Consider the following 2,052-nt stretch of genomic DNA (forward strand, 5'->3'; position numbering starts at 1 on the left):
AGGGCCGGGGTGGGCGTGCGCAGGGCGACCAAGGCGACCGAGCGGGCGTCGGCCTGATCGGTCTTGCGTCCGTGGCCTCGGTCCAGCAGCCGCACCCTGGTGGCCAGCTTGGCCTGAACATCGATGACCTGTTCACCGGCCCCGACCAGCTGCTGGGCGAGGTGGTAGCCCAGCCCCCGGGCGCTCTCGACCGCCCAGCGGCGCTCGGGCCAGCGGCCAGCCCAGGCCAACAACCCAGCCGTGGTCTGGGGGCCGGCGAGAACCGTGCGCTGGCCCACGGGCTGCTCGTGCTGGTCAACGGCGACGGCGGTGTGGCTGTGCTTGTGGGGGTCGATCCCGATGATGACCATCAGCGGCTCCTGTCCACGGCGAGGCGACGGCGGCACAGTCGAGCCCGTGGTGGGCACCCTGACCTTCCAGCGACCACGGTCGCGTGCCTGTATCGAGCCACGCCACGGGTGGACGACCACGGGCGGCACGCTATGAACGAGCCAGTCCGTGCTCGACGAACGGTTGAGCCTGGACGGCAAGGAGCCTGCGGGCCTGCCCGGGTCGCCCCGGCACGCTACGGGCTGCAGACCCGACGTGCCGCCCCAGATGCTGACAAGTCAGGAGCCTGGCGAGAGGCCCCATCGCAGTGCTGTCCACCGTCCCGATGGGTGCGTGCCGTCCCTGTCCGAGGAGCCCGGAAGGAACGGCCATGGAGAGCATGCCAGCACCAGCCACGCCGGTCACCGTTGGGGTCGACACCCACCTTGAGACTCACGTAGCCGCCGTGGTCGATCAGGCCGGACGGCTGCTGGGCACCCAGGCGTTTGCGGCTTCGACCCGCGGCTATGTCGCCCTGGTCACCTGGGCCGAACGCTTCGGGCCGGTGGCGCGCGTCGGGGTCGAGGGCACCGGCACCTTCGGGGCCGGCTTGGCCCGGTTTGTGCGCGCCTATGGGCTGGCGGTGGTCGAGGTGGCCCGGCCGGACCGCAGCACGCGGCGTCGTCGGGGCAAGTCGGACCCGATCGACGCCCAGGCTGCCGCCCGAGCGACCCTGGCCGGGGTCGCGGCCGCCACCCCCAAGACCCGTGACGGCCAGGTCGAGATGATCCGGGTGCTGCGGGTCGCCCGCCGCGGCGCCATGAAGGCTCGGATCGCGGCTGCAGAGCAGCTGTACGGGGTGCTGTGCAGCGCCCCCGACGAGCTGCGCCAGCCGCTGCTCGGACTCAAGACCAAGGCGCTGGTCAGGGCTTGTGGGACCATGCGGCCCGGGCCGCTCACCAGCACCACCGCCGCCACCAAGACCACCCTGCGGACTCTGGCCCGCCGCTGGCAACAGCTCCAGGCCGAGCTCGACCAGCTCGACACCCAGCTACAAGCGCTGGTGTCTTCGGTCGCTCCCGCGCTGATGGCGCTGCCCGGGGTCGGGGTCGAGACCGCCGGCCAGCTGCTAGTCACCGCTGGCGACAACCCCCAGCGCCTGCGCTCAGAGGCCGCCTTCGCGCATCTGTGCGGCACCGCCCCCATCCCAGCGTCCTCGGGTCGCACCGACCGCCACCGGCTGAACCGCGGCGGCGACCGCCGAGCCAACAACGCCTTGTGGCGGATCGCCCTGGTCCGCATGCGCTGCCACCCACCAACCAGGGCCTATGTCGAGCGAAGGACCAAACAAGGCCTGTCCAAGCTCGACATCATGCGCTGTCTAAAGCGCTACATCGCCCGCGAGATCTACCACCAGCTCACAAGCCCGCCACCCACCGCCCCACCCGCTTGCCTGAAATAGGAGGCATCGAGACACTCGAAGGATCGGGAACGACGGAGCGGAACGCTGGCATGCTGCTCCTTCACCCGCGTCCCGCTCCCCGCTGCGCTGGTCGAGCTGGCTACTGCTCCTGGCTTCTCGTCGTCCTGGTCGTCGTCGCCGCCGCCCAGCGCAGGCTCGGTCCCAGCTCCTCGGCCATGACCTCCACCACCGACCGGGCGCCGTCGGCGTCTACTCAGGTCTGGGTGCGGTAGCGCAGGTACACCACGCCGCTGCCCAACCGGCGCTCATCCAGCAGCTCG

General features: G+C 71.3%; 2 protein-coding genes. One reads left to right on the top strand and one right to left on the bottom strand.

Features of this window, described 5'->3' with window-relative positions:
• Nucleotides 1-350 (bottom strand): transposase (locus tag VF468_25425; GenBank protein HEX5881628.1); only part of this gene is annotated, 350 nt, incomplete at its 3' end.
• A gap of 359 nt (nt 351-709) precedes the next feature.
• Here VF468_25425 and VF468_25430 point away from each other — a divergent pair.
• Complete coding sequence (locus VF468_25430; GenBank protein ID HEX5881629.1) at nt 710-1,771, top strand: IS110 family transposase; 1,062 nt, start codon at nt 710-712, stop codon at nt 1,769-1,771.
• The last annotated feature ends 281 nt before the right edge of the window (nt 1,772-2,052 follow it).

The organism is Actinomycetota bacterium, assembly GCA_036280995.1.
In the GTDB taxonomy this organism is placed as follows: Bacteria; Actinomycetota; CALGFH01; order CALGFH01; family CALGFH01; genus CALGFH01.

What these genes read in the sequence shown, in the direction of transcription:
- VF468_25430 (HEX5881629.1), top strand. Translation starts at nt 710, where the DNA reads ATGCCAGCACCAGCCACGCCGGTCACCGTTGGGGTCGACACCCACCTT.